The sequence below is a fragment of the Streptomyces sp. NPDC023481 genome (genome assembly GCF_055560195.1).
This window is the reverse complement of sequence record NZ_JBVHJE010000016.1, coordinates 104,004-126,010: the sequence shown is the minus strand read 5'-3', so window position 1 is coordinate 126,010 and position 22,007 is coordinate 104,004. Positions and strand designations below refer to the sequence as shown.

19 protein-coding genes and 5 pseudogenes are annotated in these 22,007 nt (G+C 68.8%); 14 read left to right on the top strand and 10 right to left on the bottom strand.

Annotation, left to right across the window (positions count from 1 at the left end; all coding sequences use genetic code 11):
• Positions 1–265: 265 nt before the first annotated feature.
• A complete protein-coding gene (locus ACZ3ZD_RS28010) occupies positions 266–922 on the top strand; it encodes a class I SAM-dependent methyltransferase (protein WP_467402867.1) in 657 nt (218 codons plus the stop codon).
• A 312-nt stretch (positions 923–1,234) separates the two neighbouring features.
• On the opposite strand, the pseudogene ACZ3ZD_RS28005 reads toward ACZ3ZD_RS28010, so the two are convergent.
• Positions 1,235–1,756, bottom strand: a pseudogene (locus tag ACZ3ZD_RS28005) (xanthine dehydrogenase family protein molybdopterin-binding subunit); the annotation flags it as partial.
• Between the two features lie 36 nt (positions 1,757–1,792).
• On the opposite strand from ACZ3ZD_RS28005, the pseudogene ACZ3ZD_RS28000 reads away from it, so the two are divergent.
• A pseudogene (locus ACZ3ZD_RS28000) lies at positions 1,793–2,442 on the top strand (transposase).
• Between the two features lie 391 nt (positions 2,443–2,833).
• Here ACZ3ZD_RS28000 and ACZ3ZD_RS27995 read toward each other — a convergent pair.
• The 6 genes and pseudogenes from ACZ3ZD_RS27995 to ACZ3ZD_RS27970 form a co-directional block, all read right to left on the bottom strand.
• Positions 2,834–2,999, bottom strand: a pseudogene (locus ACZ3ZD_RS27995) (transposase); the annotation flags it as partial.
• A 358-nt stretch (positions 3,000–3,357) separates the two neighbouring features.
• Positions 3,358–3,759: a hypothetical protein gene (locus ACZ3ZD_RS27990; protein WP_467403153.1), complete on the bottom strand. Its 402-nt coding sequence runs from the start codon at positions 3,757–3,759 to the stop codon at positions 3,358–3,360.
• 55 nt (positions 3,760–3,814) lie between these two features.
• Positions 3,815–4,018 (bottom strand): annotated as a pseudogene (locus ACZ3ZD_RS27985) (hypothetical protein); the annotation flags it as partial.
• Between the two features lie 131 nt (positions 4,019–4,149).
• Positions 4,150–4,979, bottom strand: a protein-coding gene (locus ACZ3ZD_RS27980) for an IS5 family transposase (RefSeq protein ID WP_467403137.1) whose coding sequence is annotated in 2 segments (ribosomal slippage) — positions 4,150–4,638 and positions 4,641–4,979 — 828 coding nt in all. Because the reading frame shifts where the segments join, the coding sequence is not laid out codon by codon here.
• 82 nt (positions 4,980–5,061) lie between these two features.
• Positions 5,062–5,379: a hypothetical protein gene (locus ACZ3ZD_RS27975; protein WP_467402865.1), complete on the bottom strand. Its 318-nt coding sequence runs from the start codon at positions 5,377–5,379 to the stop codon at positions 5,062–5,064.
• 223 nt (positions 5,380–5,602) lie between these two features.
• Positions 5,603–6,829 (bottom strand): IS701 family transposase, encoded by a 1,227-nt coding sequence (locus tag ACZ3ZD_RS27970; RefSeq protein ID WP_467402863.1) that lies wholly within the window; start codon positions 6,827–6,829, stop codon positions 5,603–5,605.
• Positions 6,830–7,024: 195 nt separating this feature from the next.
• On the opposite strand from ACZ3ZD_RS27970, the gene ACZ3ZD_RS27965 reads away from it, so the two are divergent.
• Both ACZ3ZD_RS27965 and ACZ3ZD_RS27960 read left to right on the top strand, forming a co-directional pair.
• Positions 7,025–7,807: an SAM-dependent methyltransferase gene (locus ACZ3ZD_RS27965; protein ID WP_467402860.1), complete on the top strand. Its 783-nt coding sequence runs from the start codon at positions 7,025–7,027 to the stop codon at positions 7,805–7,807.
• 178 nt (positions 7,808–7,985) lie between these two features.
• Entirely contained in the window at positions 7,986–8,519 is a 534-nt protein-coding gene (locus ACZ3ZD_RS27960; RefSeq protein ID WP_467402856.1) for a GNAT family N-acetyltransferase, read from the top strand.
• 15 nt (positions 8,520–8,534) lie between these two features.
• Here ACZ3ZD_RS27960 and ACZ3ZD_RS27955 read toward each other — a convergent pair.
• Positions 8,535–9,394: pseudogene (locus tag ACZ3ZD_RS27955) on the bottom strand (IS5 family transposase).
• A gap of 22 nt (positions 9,395–9,416) precedes the next feature.
• Positions 9,417–9,560, bottom strand: a complete 144-nt coding sequence (locus ACZ3ZD_RS27950) for a hypothetical protein (protein WP_467402854.1) — start codon at positions 9,558–9,560, stop codon at positions 9,417–9,419.
• A gap of 257 nt (positions 9,561–9,817) precedes the next feature.
• Here ACZ3ZD_RS27950 and ACZ3ZD_RS27945 point away from each other — a divergent pair, with 257 nt between their 5' ends.
• Both ACZ3ZD_RS27945 and ACZ3ZD_RS27940 read left to right on the top strand, forming a co-directional pair.
• A complete protein-coding gene (locus ACZ3ZD_RS27945) occupies positions 9,818–12,049 on the top strand; it encodes an ATP/GTP-binding protein (RefSeq protein WP_467402851.1) in 2,232 nt (743 codons plus the stop codon).
• A 204-nt stretch (positions 12,050–12,253) separates the two neighbouring features.
• A complete protein-coding gene (locus ACZ3ZD_RS27940) occupies positions 12,254–12,646 on the top strand; it encodes a hypothetical protein (protein ID WP_467402849.1) in 393 nt (130 codons plus the stop codon).
• A 195-nt stretch (positions 12,647–12,841) separates the two neighbouring features.
• Here the strand turns inward: ACZ3ZD_RS27940 and ACZ3ZD_RS27935 are convergent, their stop codons facing one another.
• Positions 12,842–13,627, bottom strand: a complete 786-nt coding sequence (locus ACZ3ZD_RS27935; RefSeq protein WP_467402845.1) for a GNAT family N-acetyltransferase — start codon at positions 13,625–13,627, stop codon at positions 12,842–12,844.
• A gap of 1,476 nt (positions 13,628–15,103) precedes the next feature.
• Here ACZ3ZD_RS27935 and ACZ3ZD_RS27930 point away from each other — a divergent pair.
• The 8 genes from ACZ3ZD_RS27930 (at position 15,104) to ACZ3ZD_RS27895 (ending at position 21,925) form a co-directional block, all read left to right on the top strand.
• A complete protein-coding gene (locus ACZ3ZD_RS27930; RefSeq protein WP_467402843.1) occupies positions 15,104–15,229 on the top strand; it encodes a hypothetical protein in 126 nt (41 codons plus the stop codon).
• Between the two features lie 25 nt (positions 15,230–15,254).
• Complete coding sequence (locus ACZ3ZD_RS27925) at positions 15,255–15,581, top strand: universal stress protein (RefSeq protein ID WP_467402840.1); 327 nt, start codon at positions 15,255–15,257, stop codon at positions 15,579–15,581.
• Between the two features lie 322 nt (positions 15,582–15,903).
• Complete coding sequence (locus ACZ3ZD_RS27920; protein WP_467402838.1) at positions 15,904–16,182, top strand: hypothetical protein; 279 nt, start codon at positions 15,904–15,906, stop codon at positions 16,180–16,182.
• 27 nt (positions 16,183–16,209) lie between these two features.
• Positions 16,210–16,818, top strand: coding sequence for an ATP-binding cassette domain-containing protein (locus tag ACZ3ZD_RS27915; protein ID WP_467403134.1), 609 nt, complete (start codon positions 16,210–16,212; stop codon positions 16,816–16,818).
• Complete coding sequence (locus ACZ3ZD_RS27910; RefSeq protein ID WP_467402836.1) at positions 16,815–17,696, top strand: ABC transporter permease; 882 nt, start codon at positions 16,815–16,817, stop codon at positions 17,694–17,696. Before ACZ3ZD_RS27915 ends, ACZ3ZD_RS27910 begins: the two co-directional genes overlap by 4 nt.
• 124 nt (positions 17,697–17,820) lie before the next feature.
• The gene (locus ACZ3ZD_RS27905; RefSeq protein ID WP_467402833.1) at positions 17,821–18,840 is read left to right on the top strand and encodes a terpene synthase family protein; all 1,020 of its coding nucleotides are present in this window, start codon (positions 17,821–17,823) and stop codon (positions 18,838–18,840) included.
• A 373-nt stretch (positions 18,841–19,213) separates the two neighbouring features.
• A complete protein-coding gene (locus ACZ3ZD_RS27900) occupies positions 19,214–20,479 on the top strand; it encodes a phthiocerol/phthiodiolone dimycocerosyl transferase family protein (protein ID WP_467402831.1) in 1,266 nt (421 codons plus the stop codon).
• Positions 20,480–20,542: 63 nt separating this feature from the next.
• Positions 20,543–21,925 carry a cytochrome P450 gene (locus ACZ3ZD_RS27895; protein WP_467402828.1) on the top strand — a complete coding sequence of 461 codons (1,383 nt, stop codon included), beginning with the start codon at positions 20,543–20,545 and terminating at the stop codon, positions 21,923–21,925.
• The last annotated feature ends 82 nt before the right edge of the window (positions 21,926–22,007 follow it).

The window sequence follows — 22,007 nt, the reverse complement described above, 5'->3', positions numbered from 1 at the left end:
CCTTCCCGGTCACAGCACTAGCAATGTGCAAGCTGCGTGACACCCGCTGGCGTCGCTGGGTCCCCGCCCGGGGCCCCACACCTGCGCTCGGTGACCGTCACCGGCGCCGGCCCGCCGCTCTCGCAGGAGCGGCGGCCGTGCCGAGGCAGCGGTTCGCAGGTGTTCTTCAACTCGCTTCCTTGGACTGTGTCCGGCAGGCCGGGAGCGAGTAATGTTTGTTCCGGGACAGGGTGTGCATGCCGCAGGTACTTGATGGACTGGGACGATGAAGATCTTGTCGCCTCGTGTCCTGCGGGTGCTTGAACGGTTCAACGCCGCGTATCCCTGGGATCACAACGCCCATTACCATCGCTGGATCCTGCGGCAGTTGCCGAGGCGTTTCGGTCTCGCCCTGGACGTGGGTTCCGGCAGCGGTGATCTTGCAAGACTCTTGGCCGAACGAGCCCACACTGTGCAGGCCGTCGATTCCGACCCGGTGATCGCAGCCCAGGCCCAGAAGCTGACTCCTTCCGGGCTCCCCGTCACTTTCACCGTCGCGGATGCAATAGCCGAGCTTCCTGTCGGCCCTTACGACGTCATCACGTGCGTCGCCACGATCCATCACCTTCCGTTCACCCGGGCGCTCACCCGTTTCCGCCGTCATCTGGCGCCGGGAGGGACCCTGGTGATCGTCGGCCTGTCTCGGGCTCAGACACCTGTGGACCGCTTGCTCGGTGTGGTCGCCATTCCGGCCAACGCTGCCATGGGCTGGTTGAAGAACAAGGGGCGCCCCTCGCAGCGGCCCGTCTCGATGACGGCCCCTACTCGCCCAGCGGATATGACCTTTGGCGAGATCGTCCGCGAAGCCAGAGACGTCCTCCCTGGCGCACGGCTGCGACGACGTTTGTTCTGGCGCTATACGCTTGTATGGAATCAGCCCTGAGTGGCCCGATCACCTCAACGCCGCGGTGGAGCAAGCGGTTCGAGCCGCAGACGCAGGCGGCGGTGGCCAGGGCGAAGGGACGAGCTTCGCGGCAACGGTTCCGCGTCTCCGCGATGTTCAGCATGGGTGGATCTTCTCCGTGTGGGTCGAGGGGATCGGAGAGACGGGCGGCCCGCGGCCGCGCCCGACGAGGCGGGTACGGGACGGCAGCCTCCCGAGGAGGTCCGGCAGCCGGACGGGGGACCGCCTGCCGGACGAGCATGGAGCGCCCGGGCTCCTGGGCCGCTCCTCAGCGGTGAGGGGCGCCGCGGTTCAGAGCAACGCCTCTGCGGTGATGGGTAATTCGCGGATCCGCCCTCCGGTGGCGTTGAAGACCGCGTTGGCGATGGCGGCCGCCACCCCGACCTGGACGATCTCTCCGACTCCCTTCACGCCGAGCGGGTCGGCCTGGATGTCCTCGCCCTCCAGGTAGATCGCCTTGATCTCGGGGATGTCGGCGTTGACCGGGACCAGGTAGCCGGCGAGGTCGGCGTTGACGATGCGGCCGTCACGGTGGTCGGTGACCGTGTGCTCCAGGAGGGCTTGGCCGATGCCGCCGACCGTGCCGCCCAGGGCCTGGCTGTCGGCGAGCTTGGGGCTGACGATGCGACCGCACTCGTACACGCCGAGCATTCGCCGCACCCGCACCAGGCCCAGCTTCGCGTCCACCGCGACCTCGGTGAAGACCGCGCCGTAGGAGTAGTACGAGTGCCGCTCGGGATCCTGTGGCCCGGACCACGAGCCGTCGGCTTCGAGGTGGGTTAGGTGGTTGCGGGCCAGCAGCCGTTGGTAGGTGAGTGATGCGACGCGTTGCTGTGCACGGGCAGGCCGGTGCGGACGCTGGTTGACCTGGCGCTCGCGCCGGAACACCGCCGGGGGCACGGGGCCCTCTATGAAGGCCTCAGCCAGGGGTTGATCGACGTGGCCCGACTGCGTCGCACCCTGGCCTCTCTGCCGTTGCGAAGGCGGCAGACGGTCGGATGGTGCTGGCCGCGGACATCTCGACGTGGCCGCGGCCGGACGCCAACACCTTCCCTGACCGGGCCATCTGCCGTACGGTCGGCCGCGGCGGGGCAATGCACCAGATGGTCCCGGGCTGGCCGTACTCAATCGTGGCTGCTCTGGAGGGCGGCCGCACCTCGTGGACGGCGGCACTGGACGCGGTCCGCCTGGACACCAGAGCCGACGTCGCCGCGGTGACCACGGGCCAACTCCGCGAGGTCGTTGAACGTCTCGTTGCCGCCGGCCAGTGGCAGCCCGGCGACCCAAACGTCCTGGTCGTACAGGACGCCGGCTACGGCGCGTCTCCCATCGCCCACCTGCCGGGCGACCTGCCCGTCGAGGCCCTGGGCCGACCGCGGTCGGACCGGGTGATGCGCCGGCCGACGCCGTCGCTCAAGGAGTACCAGCCGTGCTTCGGCGGTCGTAGGACAGGGCTCGGGTGGAGCCGGTCCCATGCCTGGGCTGTCGCCTTCCCGTAGCGGCGGGTGTCGGTGACGGTCATGGCCTGCTCGGCGCTCCAGGAGACTGACCCGGCGGGCGGCCTGGCTCGACCACGAAGGGCCGCTGCCCATCATCGAGGGCACCGTCATCCGCCTCGCCGTGGAGAAGTTGCCCTGCGGCGGGGTGAACAAGCCGCTCTGGCTGTGATGGGCGGGCACCGCCGCCACCACGGCGGACCTTGACCGCTGCTGGCAGTCCTTCCTGCGCCGCTTCGACATCGAGCACAATGTTTCGCCTGTTCAAGTAGACGCTCGGACGGACCAAGCCCCGGCTGCGCAGCCCCCAGGCGGCAGACCGGTGGACGTGGCTTGTGATCGCCGCCTACACCCAGCTCCGGCTCGCCCGCCCGCTGGCCGTCGATCTGCGGCGTCGCTCGGGCAGATCGCGCCGCGGAGTCCCGATCCGCAGCCGCCGCAGCGCGCCGTTGACCACCTGCCGATGATCACGCCACGGACGGCCACGCCCATCCACCCCGGGGCAACAGGGGCTCTATTCGCTCCCACGCCGCATCCGTCAACTCACCTCGACCTGCCACAAGATCAGTGATCAGACTGCTCGTGCCCGGACTCCCACGCGGTGTCCGTCACGAACCGGCTCAGCCGGAAGGCGGTCGGGAGCGCCAGGCGCCCGCACAGCGTTTCGATCCGGATCATCGACCCGTCGGCTCCTGCCTCCCGAAGCTGGAGCAACTGCCTTCGCATCTCCGCCTGGTTCCGAGTCTCAACGATCACTTCCCACTGTCCCGCGTCCGGCGCGGTGTGAGCAGCGAGCCGCCGCCTCTCGGTCACGTGTCGCCGCCTTCTTTTCCTCTGTCCTGGCACCTGCCCAGAATCACTGGCCAGCGTCGGGACGGCAAGGCGATTGGACCGAGCACGCACATCCCCGCTCGGTGATCATTTTTCAGACAGGACCTGGCTGTGCTGTTCGGACAGGTTGGTGACGCGGCTGGCTGGTGGGTGTCCGTCGATGTCGGTGTGGGATCGGTGGTAGTTGTACCGGTCCAGCCAGTCGGGAAAGGCTGCCTGGCACATCGACGTCAAGAAGCTCGGCCGCATCCCCGACGGCGGCTGGCATCGCACCCAGGGCTTGCCGAAGGCCGACGCAACCGGGCCGTGGATGAGGTCGCCCGGCCGGGCACGCTCGTATCGGCGTACGAGTTCGCCGGTGGCCCGGTCGCAGAGGGCCAGGGCGGCCAGGTCGTGCCGGACGAGGATGCGGAGGGCGGTGGACGCGGCGATGCCCGTGCGGGCCGCCAGCCGCACCGGACCGATCCGGTGTTCGCTCCGCAGCCGCACCACATGCTGTTCGACCGCGGTCGGGATCTGGCGCGGGCTGTGGTGCGGGCGGCTAACGGTCCCGCATGCCGGCCTCGCCCAGCTGTCGGTAGCGGACGGCGGTGGTGTGGCTGACCTGGCCGGCGATGCCCGTGGCGTACACCAGCGGGCTGGCCTGGAAGCGCTCCGCGGCCCGCCGCAGCGGCCATCCGTCCTCCACGACACACCGGGTCAGACGCAGCCTGCCGGTCGGGGTGGGCGGGGCGTTGCGGCGAGACACGGGGGCCTCCTGGCGGTCGGCGGTAGATGTCGCACATCCACACCGAACCCAGAAGGCCCTCACCTGTTCCAGCACCCAGCACGCGTGGCACCAACGTCCCGGGACAGCACACCTAGGTTCTGTCTCTTTGGTCAGCGTCGGGTCCAGATGAGGATGCCGGCGAGGTGGAGTGCAGCCTGGTAGGCGATGGCGAGTTTGTCGGTCCGTGTGGCCAGGCCGCGCCACTGCTTGAGACGGTTGATGCACCGCTCGACGGTGTTCCGCTGTTTGTATGCCTCGCGGTCGAAGCCTGGTGGGCGGCCGCCTCGGCGGCCCCGCCGCAGGCGGTGGCCGATCTGGTCCGACGGCTGCGGGATGACCGCCCGGATGCCCCGGCGTCGTAGGTGCTTGCGGATGGCGCGGGATGAGTAGGCGCGGTCGGCGAGCACGGCGAGGGGACGCGTTCGCGGCCGGCCCGGTCCGTTGCGGGGCACGCGGATGCGGGACATTACCGTCTCGAAGGCGGGTGCGTCACCGGCCTGGCCTGCGGTGACGGTGAAGGCGAGCGGCCGGGCTCCACCATCCGCGGCGAGGTGGACTTTGGTGGTCAGCCCTCCGCGTGAGCGTCCGAGTGCGTGATCGGCGGGCTCGCCGGGGCGGGTCGCCCCCTTTTGCGTGCGCCGGCGGCGTGCTGGTGGGCCCGGACAACCGTGGAGTCCACTGACACGGTCCAGTCGATGTCGTCGTCGGCATCCGCCGCCGACAGGACGGCGGCGAGGATCTTCTCCCAGGTGCCGTCGACGGCCCATCTGATCAGGCGTTTGTGGGCGGTCTGGAACGGGCCGAGCTCGTTCGGCAGGTCCCGCCAGGGCGAGTTGGTGCGGTACTTCCAGGCGATGGCCTCAAGGGTGCGGCGGTGGTCGGCCCACCGCCGGCCGCGGACCGGATCGGCCGGCATCAGCGGCTCGATCCGGTCCCACATCGCATCAGTGATCACTAATCGGACGGACACATCCGATCAACTGATCAACTCATCAAAGAGACACGCTGCAGCTAGCACCGGCTCATGAGCCGGTGAGGCCGAAAATGGGCAAGCCTTCCCCGCTGGAACCGTTCAAGGGATCAGCGTCCGCACCACCGCAGTGGTTGCTGGCAACGTTTGCGGGAAGTCCGGCGGTGTTCCCCCCGACGAGACCAGTTCCGGCCACGGTGTTGCCGACGGCTCGGGCCGCGTTGTCAAAATTGCCGCAGGTGTTGCCGAACGAGGGGCTCAGGGCACCGCCGATGCCCCCGGCGTAGGCAGGCACTGTAACGACAAAGCCGCTCCCGAGAGCCGCCGTCGCGAGGCTGACAGCCGTAATCGACTTGCTGAAGAGTTTCATGCCCGTTGAACGACGCTTCCCCGGTGTAGGCAACGAGCGTGCGTATGTGGTCGACTCACCATCGGCAGAGGACCGGTCGGTCAAGGAGACACGCGCTAGTAGTGCTTCGTTAGGTTTGTTCTGGGTCTGGTTCTGCTGGTGGTGAGGGGTCGGCCGCAGGTGGTGCAGGTGCCGGTCCAGCACCTCAGCAGGTCCTGGAGGGCATCGAGGACCTGGTAGAGGGTCAGGCCGGCGGCTGGGCTTTTGGGTCGAGCCGCCGGAGGGTGAGGAAGGCCTGGGCGGCGGTGACGAGGGTGACGTGGTGGTGCCAGCCGCGCCAGGTGCGGCCTTCGAAGTGGTCCAGGCCCAGGCCGTGTTTGAGCTCGCGGTAGTCGTGCTCGATCCGCCAGCGCATCTTCGCCCACCGCACCAGGCCGGTGACCGGGGTGTCGGCGGGGAGGTTGGTCATCCAGTAACCGGTCGGCTCATCGGCTTCTTCGGGCCGTTCGACCAGCAGCGTCCGTACGGGCAGCACGCCGTCCCAGCGACTGCGTCCGCCTGCTTGTTCCTGGGCGGCGCGGCTGGCTTCCTTCCCCGAGGGGCGCACGTGGATCACGGCGAAGTGCGAGGTCATCCTGCCTTTGCTGCCCTGCCGCCAGGTGACCTGTTCGAACACAGCCTCCTCCAGGAGGCCCGGCAGCGGCCGGGGCGCCTCGCGGTATCGGGCCAGGGTCGGCGGCCCCAGCCCGCCGTATGCGGGTTGATACGGCTCGGCGCCGGCAGGTCGTGCGACCTCCTTCGGGTCGACGGCCACGACATAGGACCAGCCGCGCTCTTCCAACGCGAGCCGGAAGGAGACACTGCGGCCATAGCCGGCATCCGCGACGATCACCGGCACCGCCAGGCCCTGCGCGGCCAGCCGGTCCAGCAGTCCGAGCGCCAGTCGGGTCTTGGAGGCATGCCCGACCTCGTCAGGGATCCCGGCCCGCTGCCGCCGCCTGTCGTCGTGCACCCATTCCTCGGGCAGGAACAGCTCCCACTCCAGCGGGCACGACGCGGTGTCGGTGGCCGCGTGGACGCTGACCGCGACCTGGCAGTTCGCCCGCTTGCCCAACGCTCCGCAGTACTGCCGGGCCACCCCGACCGAAGCGGTGCCGCACTTGGGAAACGACACATCATCGACGACCCACACATCGGGGCGGATCACCTCGCACAACCGCTCGGCGATCCGCCGCCGCACCGGAAGCGGATCCCACGGCGACTGGTTCACGAACTGCTGCAGAGCCTGCATGTTGCCGTCCGGCAGCCGCTCGGCCATCGGCTGGATCGACTTGCGCCGGCCGTCCAGCATCAGCCCCCGCAGATAACAAGCGCCCCACCGCCGCTGATCCCGCCGCGGCACCGAAGCGAACACATCGGCAACGAACTCCGCTAACTCACCCCGGAGCCGTTCCACCTCCCCCAACCTCATACCGGAGACTATGCCCACCACCAGGCGAGATCACCCGACGTAACGAAGCACTACTAGGCCGTTTCGTTTGGATCATCTCGCTGACCAGACGACCTGGGGATCGGGATTCGCGTGATGGCTGGGGCTTGACGGTTGCGCACGGCCGCGTGCTGTGCGGAGGGGGGTGGACGATTTTTGGTTGTGCGTCCGTGTGTCATGGGCTTGGGTGTGTCCGTGACTGCATTGGATGATCTTGCACGGCCTGGCCGCTACCCGCGTTCCTCTGGTTATGACCCTGCCTGGCTCGTGGGCCTCGACATGGGGCCGAACCCGCTGTGGCTCCTGGAGGACCTGGCCGCAGATCTTGATCTGCGGCCCGGGATGAGGGTGCTGGACCTTGGCTCGGGCAAGGGAGCCACGTCGGTATTCCTCGCCCGTGAGTACGGCGTTGAGGTGGTCGCGGCCGACTGGTGGATACCGGCCGAGGACGCTGCCGCGGTCTTCGCCCAGGCAGGAGTCGCCGACCGGGTGACCGCTGTGAGGGCCGAGGCGCACGTCCTGCCGTTCGAGCCGGAGAGCTTCGACGCGATCGTCAGCATCGACGCGTTCGAATACTTCGGCACCGCGGACGGCTACCTCCCCTACCTGGTGCGGTTCCTACGGCCGGGCGGCCAGCTGGGCGTGGCGACACCGGGGATGACCAGGGAAGTGCGCGAGCTCGGGGCGATCCCGGACCACATCGAGGCGGTGGTGGGCTGGGAGGCCATCGCCTGGCACACGCCCCAGTGGTGGCGGTTCCAGTGGGAGGTCACCGAACTGGTGGACGTCACATCCGCGCGCCTCCAGGAAGATGCCTGGCGGGACTGGCTGCTGTGGGCGCGTGCCTGCGCCGAGCAGGGGCCGGACGCCGCGAAGGCGAACCAGCCGGTGATCGACATGTTGACGCAGGACGGCGGCGAATACCTCTCGTTCGCCCTGGTAACCGCCCGCCGCAGATGAAACGGCGCGTACTGAGGCATCTGTTACCGTCGCACGAGCGCGGCAGCCGCGTGAACGCGGACACGAACTGGGGAGGTTGATGAATATGGCCGTCAACGGCCTTTTTCGGCATGCCCTTTTCCGGTCCGTCAGCTGACAGAGCGCGGACCGGGTCACACACTCTGACCAGGAGAGATCCGTGCACCCCACTACCTTTGACGGCCCGAACGAGCTGACCACGCAGCGGCTCGTGCTCCGCACCTGGACGGCGGCCGAGGCCGCCGCCGTCGTCACCGGCACCAGCCGGCCCGCCAGCTGGGCCCCGGACTTCCCCGCGGAAGGCGACCGCGTCATTGCGGCCCTGTTCGACGACAACCCCGGCTGGCTGAGCGTCTGGGGCCACCGCCTCATCATCGAACGCGCCAGCGGACTCGTCATCGGCTCGATCGGCCTCTTCTGGCCCCCCGCCGACGGCATCCTGGAGATCGGCTACGGCGTGGTCGCCTCCAGGCGCGCCCGGGGCTACGCCACCGAAGCCACCCGTGCTCTTTGCGTGTTCGCCCTCAGCGCTCCTGGTGTCCACACCATCACTGCCAGCACGGAGGCTTCCAACGCGGCTTCCGCCCGTGTCCTGGAGAAGGCAGGCTTCGAACGACAAGACAGCTCCGCCGGCCTCGTCGACGGCACGGCTCGCTTCAAGCTGACCACCTCGTCGGACCGTCTCGCCCGCTAGGCGATCCCGGTCGGATCACCGGGCCGACCAGGAGAAGATGCCTGCGACGTGGAGTCCGGCCAGGTACATGGTTGCCGTCTTCTCGTAGCGTGTGGCAATGCCGCGCCATTGCTTGAGGCGGTTGATGCACCGTTCGACAGCGTTGCGCTGTTTGTAGGTCTCACGGTCGAAGGCCGGCGGTCTGCCGCCGTGACTGCCGCGCCGCAGCCGGTGGCCGTGCTGGTCAGCCGGAACGGGGATCACCGTCCGGATGCCGCGTTTGCGCAGGTGGTCGCGGATGGCACGTGAGGAGTACGCCTTGTCCGCCAGGACCACGTCCGGCCGGGTCCGTGGTCTTCCGCGGCGGCGGGGGACGCGTAAGCGGGCCATCACGTCCGTGAAAGCGGGTGCGTCGCCGGCCTGGCCGGCGGTGAGAACGAACGCGAGGGGCCTACAGCGAGCGTCGGCTGCCAGGTGAATCTTCGTGCTCAGCCCGCCGCGGGACCGGCCGATGGCATGGTCGGCCGGTTCTGCGGCCGGGGCCCCTTTTTGCGGGCTCCGGCCGCGTGCTGGTGGACGCGCACGATCGTGGAGTCCACCGATACGGCCCAGACCAGGTCATCGTCTGTGTCGGCCTGGGCCATCAGTGCGGTAAATACCCGCTCCCAGGTGCCGTCCAGGGCCCACATCCGCAGCCGGTTGTAGACACCTCTCCAGTTGCCGTATTTCTCCGGCAGGTGGACCCACTGCGTTCCGGTTTGGAACTTGAAGGCGATCGCGTCGATCACCTCCCGGTGGTCACGCCAGCGTCCACCCCGCTTCGGCGTCCGGCCCGGGAGCAACGGCTCGATTCGCGCCCACTGCACATCTGTTAACGGCACACCCAGACCAACGATCGGATGATCCAAACGAAACTGCCTAGCCCCCGCGCAGCCACCACACCAGCAGGCTCACGACGCCCGAACCGGCGGCCCCAGCGGCGCCGAGGGCCGCCTGACGGGCGAGGCGGCGCCAGAAGGCGCGGGTGGCCCGGGCCCGCCCGGCCTCGTCGATGATGCTCATGCTTTTTCCTCTCGCTCACGCCGGTTTCCGCTCCCATCGTGGCCGCGGTGAGACGAGCGAGAGGCGTTGCGGGTGTTGCCGCCCGAAGTGGCAGCGTCCGGAGGTGTTGCCACTCCGGGTGGCAACAGCTTTGTTCCCTGGCGGGGTTGGAAGCCAGTGATACTGGCGGAATGTACGAAGGACACGTACGCAACCCTGGCGAGCCGACCGGGGCCGCCCCGGGCCGGCCGGTTACGTTGGCCGCTCTGAAGGAGGACTTGCCCCCGGAGAAGCGGGCGCTGGCAGAGGATCTGCGTCAGGTCTTCCTGCTTCTCGAGGTCAGCGTGCGGCGCTATGCGGCCCGCCGGTTTCTCGACCCGGGCTCGGTGAGCCGCTACCTCAACGGTGGGCGGGTCCCGCCGTGGGACTTCGTCGCCGGGGTCATCGCGGACGTCCAGGAGAAACAGGCCCCCCTCACCCTCGAGGCCGAGGCGGCGCTGCGGGACCTGCACCGGGCGGCGCTCAGGAGCAACCGCCACAGCAGCGAGGCGCAGGCCCTCCAGGACCAGCTGGCCGAGGCAGACGAGGAGACCCGTCGTATTACCACGCGGCAGCGTGCGCTGGAGGAGGCGCTGCTCGCCCGGGAGGCCCGCCTCGCCCAGGTACGGAGCCGGTGCCGGAAACTGGAGACACAGCTGGAGGCGCGCCGGGGCGAGGTGCAGCTGTGGCGGGGGGAGTACGCCCGGCTCCAGGAGGAGAGTGGCGACCTCCAGGAGCAGGTCGTCTACCTCCAGGAGGCACTGGCCGTCACCCGTGCCGAGCTGATCGCCGCCGAGGACCGCTGCCACCGGCTGGAGGTCCGGCTCGAAGCCGTCCAGGAGGTGTCCGGGCCCGGGCGGGAGGACGATGAGCCGCCCTCGCTCATGGTGATGCTGGAGGAGGCCGACCGCAGGTCCTCGGTGCCGGAGCTGGTGCGCGCCGTGGGTGATCTGGAGCTGCGCACTCGTAAGGCCCTGGCGAGTGAGCTGGTGCGGTCGGCCAGCCAGTCCCGCACCATCGAGGAGGTGGCCGGGTTCCTGTGCGCGCTGCGGCAGGCGGGGTTCGATGCGTATGCGCGGACCGCGCTGCCCGCCATGGTGATGGTGCGCTCGGTCGATGACACCAGCACCCTGGCCCGGGAACTGTTCCGGGATGGCCTGGAGGACTACGTGGTGACCCTCGTTCAGGCATCGGTCGAGTTCCACCAGCCGGAGGACTTGGCCGACTTCGCCCTGTCACTGCACCGGGCCGGCCTGCCCGGGCACGCCGAGAGTTTGCTGGGGGCAGCGGCCGTGGTCCGTCCGGTCCCCGACCTGGTGTCGGTGGCTCTCACCCTGGCCGGCGGCGAACTCGACGACGCGGTGGACGCCGCCATGTCCGCCGCCGCCGCTCAGCGCACCATTGCCGATCTGGTGACATTGAGCATCACGTTGCGCGACAGGAACCTGGTCCAGCAGGCCGATGCCCTGCAGCGGGCGGCGGCGGCCGGGCGGTCCGCAGCGGACATCGCCGAGTTCATACGGTCCCTGACCGACCACGGCCTCGGGCCGGACGCCGAGGCCGTCTTCGCCGAGACGCAAGCCCGCAGCATCGGCCATCTGATGCCCCTCGTCCAGGCACTCGGGGACGGCCGCGACTGGTCAGTGCTGTCCCAGGCCGCGCGGTACCGCCCCGTCGACGACGTCGCCATCCTGATCAGTGAGCTGTACCTGGCAGGCCGTGACCAGTTCGCGGCGGACCTGCTGGTCCTGGTCGTGCAGACGAGAACGGCGGACCAGATCGCCCAGCTGCTGCACCACCTGGACGGTACGGCGATGGGTGCGGGGTCGCTGCTGCGGACCGTGGCCCACGTCCTCGCACCGGCGAAGGCCGCGGCGCTGCTCACCCAACTGGAGCGCCACGGCCTGACCGAGCCCGCCGAGACCGTTTTCCGGTGCATGCTGCACGGTGAACTCGTCGGCCAGGCTGCCCTGTTCCTCAGGGCCCTCACCAAGTCAGAGTCACAGTACGCCGACCAGGATCTCCTGTGCCGACTGGCCAACGACATGGACCTCGCGCCGCTGACGTCCCTGCTCCTGGCCCTCGAGACGGCCGGGCTCACCGGCCCCCTCGACGGGGTCATCCGCACCAGGTACATCTACTGCCCGGTCCTCGACATCGCGCTGCTGGCCAAACAGCTCCAGACGGGCGGCAGCGTGTGCGGGGAACAGGTACTGGAACGTGTCCTGAACCGCGCGATCCACACGCGCTCGCTCGCCGATCAGGCAGCCCTGGTCAGCGCCCTGCAGTCCGCGGATCTCTGCGTGATCGCGGAACGGTTCACCACTCAGGCCCTACGGACGCACGGGCGGCCCTTCAAGGACGAACTGACCCGGGAACGGACCAAACACGAGCAGAAGGTCCTGTCCCGCACGTTCTGGCTTCCCGCCCACCCCCGCCCCCGCTCTCACCGCCGAGGCAAGCGCGGGTAGGGCTGGCTGCGGCCGACCCGGTACACCGCCAAGGCCCGCGCCCGTAGTCGACGGCGGTGGGCGTCGCGGCGAGGACGGCGGCCGCACGGTCGTGCCTCTTCCTGCCGGTGTCGGGCGGTGCCAGTGCGGCGGGAATGCGTCGGTAGCCCCGCCCAGGTGGGGAAAGCCGCCCTTCGTAGACGCCTCACGCCCGGGCGAGGAGCGTTGGCAGGGGCGATCCCGGGCTTCGGTGCCGCCCCGCAGCGGCTGCGTCCTGCCGAGGGGGTCGCGGTCGTCCTGGACCACACAACGGCGCCGACGCTGTACGCGTCGGTGCTGTCGCCGGCGGCCGGCGACGCCGTCCCGCCCGGCCTGCTCTTCCTCCGGGTCGAGGCGTTCGATACCGACACCGCGGTCACCGCCACCGAGCTGATGCGGTACGGGCGCTGCTGGGCCGCCGCCCCTCCCCCACCCCCCACATCACCGGCCGGTTCCTGCTCGGCCTGCCCTCGGCCGAATGAGCGGTGCGTTTCAGATATCGGCCAACGGCGCCCGCTGTCGGTGTCGTTGACCCATTTGTACTGGGCCACACCACTGTCCGTGACGGTCATCCCGTAGTCGTACAGGGAGGTGCTGCTCACCGTGGGATTCGCTGCGAGCTCGTGGGCGCCCATCCCTGGTTTCCGTCGCCGACCTGCACGTCCACCGCGGCGCCGGCTGCGGCCAGTGCCCGGCTCGCGGTTCCGGCCAGGGGGTCTGCCTCGACACTGGCGACGTGCCCCGGGCCTGCCCGCCAGTTCAGGCCGGCTGAGCTCACGGCGACCAGACGTACGGTGTCGTCGTGGTGACCGCGTGCAGGCCAAGCCGGGTGAGGATCGGGGCGCTGTCGGCTGAGGCGTCGACGTAAACGTAGGGGACGGCGCGGGCAGCGGCGAGCTGGGCACGATGGGCGACCAGGGCCCGGTAGATGCCCTGTCCGCGCCACTCCTTACGAGTTGAGCCGCCCCAGAGGCCGCCGAAGTCGACGCCGTCCTTGAACACCAGCCAGGCGGCGCAGACGACTTCGGTGCGTGCCTCGGCGACGAGGACGATGGTGTTCTCCGGGGCGCTCTCGATCCGGGCGGCCAGGTCGTCGGCCAGCCAGCTCCAGTCTTCGCCCCAGACGGTGCTCTCCAAAGCGGCGACGCGCTGGAGGTCTGATCTGGCGGTGACACGGCGGAGGGTCACACCGTCGGGAAGGACGGGATCGGCAGCAACGTCCGCGGACCGCCCGATGAGCACGGTCTCGCTGTCCTCAGCGACGAAGCCGGCCGCAGCGAGTCGATCGGTGAGGTCGGCGGGGAGATCGTGAACGCGAGTCTTCCATTCGACCGCCTCACCGCGAGCAGCGTAGAAGTCACGCTGCCGCGCTATGAGCGTGTCGAGTTCTTCCCCGTACACACCGAGGTCGCGTGGGCCCGTGACGAAGCCTCGGTGCCAACCGACGACACGGGTCAATGGGCCGTCCTTCTCGATGCGAACGCTGCCGCCAGGCGGGGTGACACCACGGAGTTGGGCGTCATACGCGGCGCGGAGTTCGTCTATCAGAGTGTCCTTCACTCGAACACCGTACGGACCGGGTCAAGTGATTACGCCGGTCGAAACCGCGAGCATCAAGGGGTGCACTCTCTCAGTCGGCCACGGGAGTTCGGAAACAGGTGCTGCCCGCTGCCGCTTCCTGCCTCGATGGCCAGCCAGCCACCCTCCGGGCGGATGACCGTCTCGACGTTCGCATCCACGCAGCGCCGTCATTTCTCATCCACATCTCAGAGCCGGTTGATCACCAACTTCCTCCGGAAACCGACGACAGACGCTGCCCTTGGAGATCAACGAAGCCACTTGCGGCCCGAACACAGCTTCCCCACCACCAGCTTGCCTGGGCGAATGGCTGTACAACCAGTGCACCGGCTACGACGATCTGCATCCCGCACAGCAGCGTCCATCTACCACCGGCGAGCCCACAGCGGACTGCGCACTCTCGGCATCACCCTCAGCCATCCTGTATGGATGACCGCATAGCAGCACTCAACGAACCTGATCGCCTCAGAGCCCCATCGCCCCCAACGCCAAACTGATCAGCCCAGGCCGGCCCACCACCAACCGATCGGAAAACCGCCCCTGGACATGGGCGCACGGCGAGATTTGGGCTTGGAGTGGCCGTAGGAGGCGTAGAGCCGACTACCAGCGGAACCCTTCGGCCGGCATCCAAGCCGGCGCATTGCTCCGGGGCGGTGCGTGAGCACGATTGCCCGCGTGCGGCGCCTTCTGCCCTCTGTGCACTGGCCCAATCGACAGTGCACAGAGGGCAGAAGACATGAATGACGACGCGGAACCGATCGAGCCGCTCGCGAGGTCAGTGGTTCAGGTACGGCCAACCAGTCGACGTGCCCGTCCTCTGGCTGGGTACCCGGCGAGCCCTCCTGAGGTGCTGGCTGTTCGAACGACCTGATGGCACCTCACCTGTCGGCTGACGACGGCGCGCACCACCATGTTCACCCCAGTACAGGACACTGCCGGCGGCCAGGGCAAAACCGATCCCCGCGCCCACCAACGCCCCGAACACACCTCCCGAGGCGAAGCCGAACACAGCTCCGATCAGCAACCCCATCAACGAGGCACGGATGAAGTACCGGCGAATCCTCTCGTCCACAACAATCACCGCCTTTCACAGGGCCCTCTGCCCCGCCCTCCAGCGACTAACCGGCAATTCGTCACATAGGGTGAAGAACGAGTGCGTCCGCCACGCCGTCATGGCAGCGCCCGGCACCACGCCGCCGAGCGCGACGGCGCAGCGCATCGTCCAAGGACAGTGCCCCGAGCACGGCACCCGCACCAGCACTTCCGGGCGCTGCGCGGCATGCGAGCTGGACGACGAGTGGAGCCCGAATCCTGGGGGAGCACCAAGCCACCGTCGCGCGACTGTGCGCATCCCGAACGTCTCTTCGGCCACGACCGCGACGTGGCCGACCTCGCCCCCGACGGCACGGCGCGCGCTATCCAGAGGCGCTGTCGCCCCTGACGGGACGCGTACGCGCGGTGCACACGGTGGGCGACGGCGAACTGCTGCTCGACGTGGACGACGTGGTTCTGCGGCGGCCCGCGGCCCCTCTCGTCTTCCTGCACTCCCGGTTCCACACCGGCCCGATGCCACCGCTCGCATGAGCACCGCGCGGGCGGTGTCGTGCACGTGGTGCACATCGCCGTCACCGACGTCGAGCACCTCACCGCGGTCCCCCTGGAGAAGACCTGCGCTGCGCAGCAGGTTCTCGAGGCCGCGCTCAAGTCGCTCGCCGACGCCGGAGTCCGGGGTGCCGGTCATCTCGCCGAGGCACGGTCGCCGAGGTGCCGGGCGTCATCGCCCGGACGGCCCAGGAGGCCGAGGCGGATCTTGCTGGTTCTCGCCCCGCACAAGCGGAACATATTCACCGCCTGGTTCACGCCGCGGGTGAGCGACGCCGTGGCCCACGTCAGCGGCGCCCCTGTGCTCCTCGTGCCGGAAGGCGTCACCGCTTAACTACCAGGCCCCCACGCGGCCCCCGCAACGCGCGGAGCCCCCGTGTCGGCGGGTACGGTGTTCGACGCGGCTCACCCTCTGCAACCGGTCGCCCCGGCGATCCGGAAGGAAACGGCCGAAGCGGTGTTCGCCTGTGCCGCGCGGGACTCTGGTCGCACGAGATCGCCGGGCCGAGCGTGCGGGCAAACGGCCTCGGTCGCTCAGGAGGTTGCCCGCGTGCGAGGCGTCGTCGTTATCACCCTGCTTGGCGTCCAGCAGGGCGTGGCGCAGCACGTCCGGGGCGAGGACGGCGCGGGAGCGGTTTCGGCTTCCTGCTCCTGGCATGCTGCTCCCCCCGCACGCACTCGGCTACGGAATCCGCGGCGAGCTCGCCCCGAACGACGACGTCGGCCTCCGGGTCGTAGACGCCGCCGGTGCGGGCGCGCAGCCAGGCGATGCGCTCCCCCTCGCCGGCTTCGGCGGCGCCGCGTTCGTCGTCGGCCAGGTCAGCCGGTCGACTTGGGCCGAAGGCCGGCCGCCGGGGACGCCCGTGCGGGCCGTCGGCGGTCGCGTCATCAGTGCGAGCGCCGGTGCCGTTGCCGATGATCGACCGGCTCGTTGAGAAAGCGTGTCGGGAGAACGCGCTGTGCTGAGAGCCGCAGGGCTCCACCATGCCTACGGTTCCTGCGTCGTGCTACGTGGCATCGACCTGACCCTGGAGCCCGGGCGGATCGCCGGGGTCGTGGGAGAGAACGGGGTCGGCAAGTCCACTCTGCTCAAGATCCTTTACGGTGAACTCAAGTCGGACCGTGGCTGCGTGGACCACCAGGGCCGGATCGGCTACTGCCCGCAGCAGGCGGTACTCAACGACGCGTTCACCGTGCGTCAGCACCTGGAGCTCTTCCAGACCGCCTACGGGCTGAGCGACGTACGGCGGGCCGAAGAGATCGCTGACTTGTTGAACCTCACGGCGTTCATGCACAAGCGCGCCGGAACTCTCAGCGGCGGAACCCGGCAGAAGCTGAACCTCGTTCTGTCCGTGATGCACGACCCTCACGTGCTCCTGCTCGACGAGCCCTACCAGGGTTTCGACTGGGACACCTATCTGCGCTTCTGGGAGCTGGCCACGCACCTGTGCTCGGCAGGCCGCTCGATCCTGGTGGTCTCGCACCTCGCTCCCGACACCGACCGCGTGGACCCGCTGTGGCGACTCGACCGTGGTCTTCTGCGCAGCCCGTCCGGCGAGGCCGCCGCATGAGCGCCGGCCATCAGCTGCGGACGTTCCGGATCACGGTCCGCCATGCGCTCGTCGAACAGGCCCAGAACAGATTCGCCATGCTCCTGGTGTTGGGATTCGTGCCGTCCTGGATCACCCTCGCTCACCTGACAGTCCCGGCCACGCCCGTCCCGATCCGGGTGCACGGCGTCGCCGCCGTCCTCACGGCGGGCAGCGACCAGATCAGCCAGGTCGTCGGCGCGCTCAGCGCGATCACCACGATCAGCGGCTTTCTGATGTTCGCCGCCACCTTCTCCTCAGGCACATTCGACCGCCGTCTGACGATGGCCGGCTACCCCCGTACGCACCTGGTGCTCGCCAAGTTCACCATCATGGTCCTGGCCTCGGCGGCACTCTCCGTCTACGCCGTGGCCAGCCTTGCCTTGTTCTGGGAAGCGCGCCATACCCTGGCTCTGACTGCGGCCCTGTTCTTCGACTCGCTGACCTACGGCGCCGTCGGAGTGGCACTGGGCGCGGTGTTGCGCCGCGAGGTCGAGGGCATGTTCGCCATCGCGATGATCAGTACGGCGGACCTGTTCGTGCAGAATCCCCTCTACAGCCTGAACACCCACCGGACGACCGCGCCCTACCTTCCGTCCTTCGGTGCGGTGCAGGCAGCAACGGCGGCAAGCTTCTCCTCCACCGTCCAGCCCGGGCACCTCGCCCGCCAACTGCTGTGGTTCACCCTGACCGCACTCGTCGGCCTGGTCACGTTCCACCGGTGCACGCGTAGCGCTCGCGGCCGCCGCTCGCGACTCACATGGTCCCTCCGGCCTCGGGTACCGCACCTCGCGGAGGACGATCAAGCCCCGGTCGCCCCGTCACGGCCGGCCGGCGATGCCCCGTCTTTCCGACAGTGACGCCGCCGACCGCACGATCTCCCGTGCCGACGGCAGCGTTGCCGGCCGCCCCGAAACCAGTCCGGCACATCGCACTCCACGTCCTTCTCCGGTTCGCCGTCTCATCCGAAGGGAGCGGTTCTCCATGCCGCGTGACGCCGCGTTCTTCATGCCCTTTCCGCGTCGTACACATCCGGGTCGGGCGGCCGCGCTCGAGCGCAACATCGAATGGGGCCGGCGTATCGGCCTGCTGCCCAATGATCGCGCCGCGACGCTGTTCGCGTTCAGCGGAGTCGCGGAATTCGGCACCTACTTCTGCACGGAAGCCGGCGACGACATCGATCTGGTCACCAACTGCATGACGTACTTCTTCATCTTCGACGACTTCTTCGATACGCCGTTCGGAGAGCCCGCTGACGCAGCGGTGTCCGCAGCGTTGGAGATGGTGGAGCTGCTCGGGCGGCCCGTTCCCGCACCCCGTTCCGATGCTGCGCGGATCGTCGCGGCCTTCGCGGAGCTATGGGCTCGCATGGCCAAGGGCCGATCGGAAACCTGGCGCCGCCGCGCGGCCGGAAGCTGGCTGGAGTACATCCATTCGAACATCGCCGAGGAAGCCGACCGGCGAAGTGGTGACGAGATGACCCTGGAGGATTACCTGGCGGTGCGCCGGCATTCGATCGGCGTCGTGCCGACATTGCATCTGCTGGAGGCGGCCGGCGACTTCGAGGTACCACCCCTTGCCTGGCACAGCAGCCGAATGAGGGCCATGCGCAGGCTCGCAACCGAACACATGATCTTCACCAACGACACCATGGGGCTGGAGAAGGACGATGCCCGAGGGGAGATCAACCTGGTTCACCTGATCATGAAAGAGCAGGGGTGTTCTCGTGAGGCGGCCGCCCATCACGCGATCGCCAGCGCTAACGACCGGGTGCGGAGGTTCATGGTCTTGTATGGCGGTACCGCAGCCTTCTGTGATCGCATGGGGCTGTCCGGCAGCGAACGCGTCGCGGTACATCGCCATGCCGACAACACTCGAGACATGATCGTCGGTGACTTCTATGCGCATTGCGACATCGACCGTTACAGCGATGCAGGAGTGGCCCGCCTGAGCCCTGATCGACCGGGGCTGCTCGGTCAGGGCACCGGCGTCGCACCCGTGTAGCACCACACCGTTGCGCATCGTCCTCGGCGGGAACCTCGATCGAGTGAACGGACCCCGGGCGCATTGCACCGCCATCGGCAGCGCAAGAGCATCAGTGCCGTCACTGCCGTCAGTGCGGTCAGTGCGGTCAGTGCCGGAACGAGGACCCCCACAAGGCGACCCGTCGCCCCGGTGCGGCTGCTGTCCTGCCCGCCTCACCCGGCGATGTCGCGCGCACCCGCAGGGGGCACCGTACGTCAGTGTGCTCCGCCCGCCGCCTGGGTGCCGTAGGTCCCTGCCACCGACGCGAGCGGTTCCGCTGCGGCGAAGCAACGACTTCTACCAGGGCTCAGGGCCGATGCCCGGCCGCTGCCGCCATCCAAAGGAGACCATCGTGACCATCGCCGCCGCTGTCGAGGAACGCCCCCTCGCGACGAGCGAGGCGGCCCTCGCCGCCCTGGGCATGCCCATCGTCCTCACCCAGCCGGTCTACGGCCCCCTCGACCTGCACGCTCTCCGGGCCGCTGTCGACGACCTGGTCGATCTCCATCCGGTCCTGTCGAGCCGCATCGTGCTGTCGGACGAGCACTACGTGCTGCAACTGGACCGTTCACTGCCTCGCCCGCGGCTGAGCCTTGACTGCGACGTCAACCGCATCGCTGCGCCCCACCCGCTGGGAGCCCCCGTGTTCCGTATCGCAGCAATCAGGGAGGACCAGGACCGCCACACACTCGCCTTCGCAGTGCACCATGCCATCTGTGACGCCATCAGCGTGTTCACCCTGGGCGACACGCTGTGGCGAAGCTATACAGCACGCGTCACCCAGTGCACTCCGAAGCTTCCTGCCCCAACCACCGGGCTGCCGAGCTCCGTCGAGGAACACTTCCGCGCCCGATTTTCCGACGCCGAGCTGGCCGACTTCCTCAGCCACCGCGCCGCGAGGGTCCGCGGGCTCTCCCCGGCCTGCATGACCACTCGTTCCGCGTCGCAGGACCCGGAAGCGGAGACAACCGCTCACACCCGTCAGCTTCGGCTGACCGCCGACCAGACCGCCCAGCTCATGCGCGTCACTGATGCCGCACAGGTCAATCTGCATGCCATGGCCTGCGGTATCGCCCTGCGCGCCGTGCACTCGCAAACCGACACCCCGAACACGACCCGCACCATGACGTGCTACTCCACCATCGATCTGCGCCGCCGGGTCAAGCCGCCGCTGCCCCGGCATCAACTGGTCATGGCGGTCAGCGCGCAGGAGTCCGTTCTCGAGGTGGGCCCAGACGACCAGCCGGCAGACATCGGACGTCGGGTCTGGGAGCAGCTCAGGGCCGCCGCCACGAACGGCACCGTCGAAAAGTCCATCGCCGGGCTCTCCCAGATGACGCATGAACTGGCCACTGTTCCGATGAGCGTATCCGTCAGCAACCTCGTGGCGCGGACTCCGCTGGTCCGCCTGCCGCCGGGCCTCGTCGCGGGCCCGGTGGAGGGCTGGGCGATCACATCGGCCCCCTTCCCCATCGTGACCTTCACGGGCAGCGAGAACGACAGCGCAGGCGGCCTCTGCATCACGCTGAACCTGGGCCGGAGGTGGTTCACCGTCGAGCAGGCCGACGGCCTGTCCGAGGCGTTCGAGCGGATCGTGCACACCACGCTGCGCCCATAACCCAATTCGAGTGGATCACCGCCGATCACGGTCGGCCCCCCGAATCGATACCACGGAGAGACCATGGACACCCACGCCTCATCCCTCACCGATCCTGAGACGCCTCCGATGCCCTCGCAGACGGACATCCCCGTCGCCGGCCGTGCGTGGCCCGTGTTCGGCCACGCCTTCGGGTTGGCGCGCGACCCGTTCGCCTTCCTCGAATCACTGCCTCGACAGGGCGACTTGGTGCGCGTGCGGATCGGGCCGATGTCCGCAGTGGTGGTCTGCGACCCGGGGCTGCTACGGAAAGTCATGCTGGATGACCGCACCTTCGACAAGGGCGGCATGATTTACACGCGCTTGCGGGAGGTGCTCGGAAACGGGCTGGCGAACTGCCCGAAAGCCGAGCACCGCCGACAGCGTCGTCTGGCACAGCCTGTCTTTCATCCCTCCCGACTCCCCGCATACACACAGATCGTCACGAAGCAGGTCGCCGAGCGGGCAGAAACGTGGCAAGAGGGGCAGACACTGGACGTCCGTCGTGAGATGTACAAGATCACCGTGGCGATCGTCATCGAGGCGATGCTTTCCAGCGCGCTCACCCCTGCGCAAACCCAGGAGGCGCTGGACACCTTCACGGACGTCATCAACGGGTTCTACCGACGGATGCTGATGCCCCCAGGCATCGACCGCCTTCCCACACCCGGGAACCGCCGGTACTTCAGCGCGCGCTCCCGCCTGCGGAGGATCATCGTCAGTGCTGTCCGCGAACACCAGGCCACAGGAACCGATCACGAGGACCTGCTGTCCGTGCTGCTGGCCGCACGGGACGACCAGGGCACCCACGACAGGCTGACGGACGAGGAGTTGTACGACCAAGTCGTCACCTTCTTCGTGGCAGGTTCAGACACCAGCGCAAACCTGCTGGCATGGGTTCTTCACCTCATGGCCCGGCACCCGGAAGTCGAACAGCAGGTGCACACGGAAGTCGACCAGGTCCTGAAGGGCCGTCGGGCGACGTACACCGATCTGCCCTCACTGACACACACGGCCCGCGTCGTGACCGAAGCGCTCCGGGCCTGGCCGCCCGGCTGGCTCATCACCCGCACCGTCACTGCCGACACCACGCTCGGCGGCCACACACTGACCGCCGGCACCACCCTCATCTGCAGCCCCTACCTGATCCACCGCCGACCCGACCTCTACGCGGACCCCGCACGCTTCGACCCCCGACGGTGGGAGGACGGCTTGCCCGCACCCTCCGATCCCGCATTCGTCCCGTTCGGCGCCGGAGCCCGGAAATGTATCGGCGAGTCCTTCGCCATGGCCCAAGCAGTGCTCGCCGTCGCCACCATCGCCGCCCGCTGGAGGTTGCAGCCCCTCTCTCCGGCTGAGGCCCGCCCCACACGTGCCGCCTCACTCGGACCACGTAACCTGCGCATGCGGGCCGTCTCCCGCGCTTGAGCACGCGCGGCGCACACCGGCTGACCCGGGCGGCGAGCAGCGGCCTGCGGGAAACCGGTAACAGCCGACCGCAGGCAGCACG

Bases quoted from the DNA above. Each gene is read 5' to 3' on its own strand.
- ACZ3ZD_RS28010 (WP_467402867.1), top strand. From the start codon at position 266: ATGAAGATCTTGTCGCCTCGTGTCCTGCGGGTGCTTGAACGGTTCAAC.
- ACZ3ZD_RS27975 (WP_467402865.1), bottom strand. From the start codon at position 5,379: ATGAAACTCTTCAGCAAGTCGATTACGGCTGTCAGCCTCGCGACGGCG.
- ACZ3ZD_RS27970 (WP_467402863.1), bottom strand. From the start codon at position 6,829: ATGAGGTTGGGGGAGGTGGAACGGCTCCGGGGTGAGTTAGCGGAGTTC.
- ACZ3ZD_RS27965 (WP_467402860.1), top strand. From the start codon at position 7,025: ATGGGCTTGGGTGTGTCCGTGACTGCATTGGATGATCTTGCACGGCCT.
- ACZ3ZD_RS27950 (WP_467402854.1), bottom strand. From the start codon at position 9,560: ATGAGCATCATCGACGAGGCCGGGCGGGCCCGGGCCACCCGCGCCTTC.
- ACZ3ZD_RS27920 (WP_467402838.1), top strand. From the start codon at position 15,904: ATGCTGCTCCCCCCGCACGCACTCGGCTACGGAATCCGCGGCGAGCTC.
- ACZ3ZD_RS27910 (WP_467402836.1), top strand. From the start codon at position 16,815: ATGAGCGCCGGCCATCAGCTGCGGACGTTCCGGATCACGGTCCGCCAT.
- ACZ3ZD_RS27905 (WP_467402833.1), top strand. From the start codon at position 17,821: ATGCCGCGTGACGCCGCGTTCTTCATGCCCTTTCCGCGTCGTACACAT.
- ACZ3ZD_RS27895 (WP_467402828.1), top strand. From the start codon at position 20,543: ATGGACACCCACGCCTCATCCCTCACCGATCCTGAGACGCCTCCGATG.